The sequence below is a fragment of the Vibrio sagamiensis NBRC 104589 genome (assembly GCF_007990935.1).
Classification (GTDB): Bacteria; Pseudomonadota; Gammaproteobacteria; order Enterobacterales; family Vibrionaceae; genus Vibrio; species Vibrio sagamiensis.
Genome location: NZ_BJXJ01000123.1, coordinates 1 through 1,413, shown reverse-complemented (window position 1 = coordinate 1,413; position 1,413 = coordinate 1). Strand labels below are relative to the sequence as shown.

2 protein-coding genes are annotated in these 1,413 nt (G+C 33.1%); both read right to left on the bottom strand.

The features are described from left to right. Positions 1-426: 426 nt before the first annotated feature. Positions 427-774: a hypothetical protein gene (locus VSA01S_RS19725; RefSeq protein ID WP_039983646.1), complete on the bottom strand. Its 348-nt coding sequence runs from the start codon at positions 772-774 to the stop codon at positions 427-429. A 41-nt stretch (positions 775-815) separates the two neighbouring features. Further along, entirely contained in the window at positions 816-1,145 is a 330-nt protein-coding gene (locus VSA01S_RS19720; RefSeq protein ID WP_039983645.1) for a hypothetical protein, read from the bottom strand. Positions 1,146-1,413 lie beyond the last annotated feature (268 nt).

Genomic DNA, 1,413 nt, shown 5'->3' with positions numbered 1-1,413 from the left:
AACCTTAATCTAGCATATTAAAGCCGTACCTTTCTCAATCAAAATACTCAACAAATCTCTGATAGTAGGTGTTTTTATTATTTTAATAGCGACATTAAAAAAACACTTAAAAGTCAATGTAAAGTTAGGATCAATGCACAAACGCTGACACAATAATGACAAAAAGTTGGTTATTTTTTAATCTCGGCTTCTATTTCCACTATAGTGCAGTTCAGATAAGGCCATTATTTAAGGAGCATACTCAAGTGAATTTAAGATGCTTGGATATGATAGATGATATGAGCGCTGTGAGGATACTTAATGAAGTGTGGTAAATGAAAAACGCTCAATTAAAAACAAAGCAGACGTTAATATTGCCTGCTTTATTTGGGGTTCATATGCCATCAGCAATAAACCCATTAAATGCAATCTATTTTATGACCCATTCTATTTCGGGAACGCAAACACACCTTCAATCGAGCAATGCCACCACCCTTTGGTTTCAGTCTCTTTATAACGAATTCGGCCCTTAAAGTTTTTAGTAGCCATCATCGTCAATAAAAGGGAATAAAGCTCCTTGTAGTTAGGGTTACTCTTAGAGAGTTGACCACCACGTCCAGCACTGCATTCAGGCATAGCGCCAGATTGAAACTCAATATAAAGGCCATCGCCCTTATCATGAAAAAATCCGGTTGGATAAAGGGTATCGAGGATAGGTCCTGACTTTATCTCAGCATGAACATTAAATGCCGTTAAGGATGTAAATAACAATGCAGAAATTAATATTTTTTTCACTTTGAATACCATTATTTTTGAGTTTTACAATATTTAATTTATTAGTTAGCATTAATATTAAACGAAATAATTTTAGCGCTATTGCTATGTACAGGGCATGTCCCATTACCATCCTCACCCACCATAGTGACCGTTTTCCCTGCTGTTAATGCAGTTAATGCGGCAGACATATAAAACTTTTCATCATCGCGTTTGTGAAATGCCATTCTATTTTTTTGTGGACAGGCACAGTCACCAGATTTATCTACATTAATAAATATCATCCCATCTGTGTATTGGAACATATTTGTAACTTTGCCCTTAATCGTGCAATGTTTTGCTTGAACCTGGCCCGCAAACATTAGGGCAAGTAAAATTATTAATCTTTTCATTTAATAATCCATAATGCTTAACAAGTTAAAATAAAATAATTTAAAAATAAATTTAATAAATGTTTAATTATTACGATGATTGACCATTGCAATAATTAATATGCATTCTGCCATAGGCAATTGATTTGTAAAGGAGAGTTATATGTGAAAGTTTTATTTAGATTATATAATCAAGCATGTGATAGGCGCTTATAATAATTTTATGTTTCTTTTATTGTCCAATAAAGATTGACCAAAAAATACAAAAAAGGTTCAAGTACATAAGTAC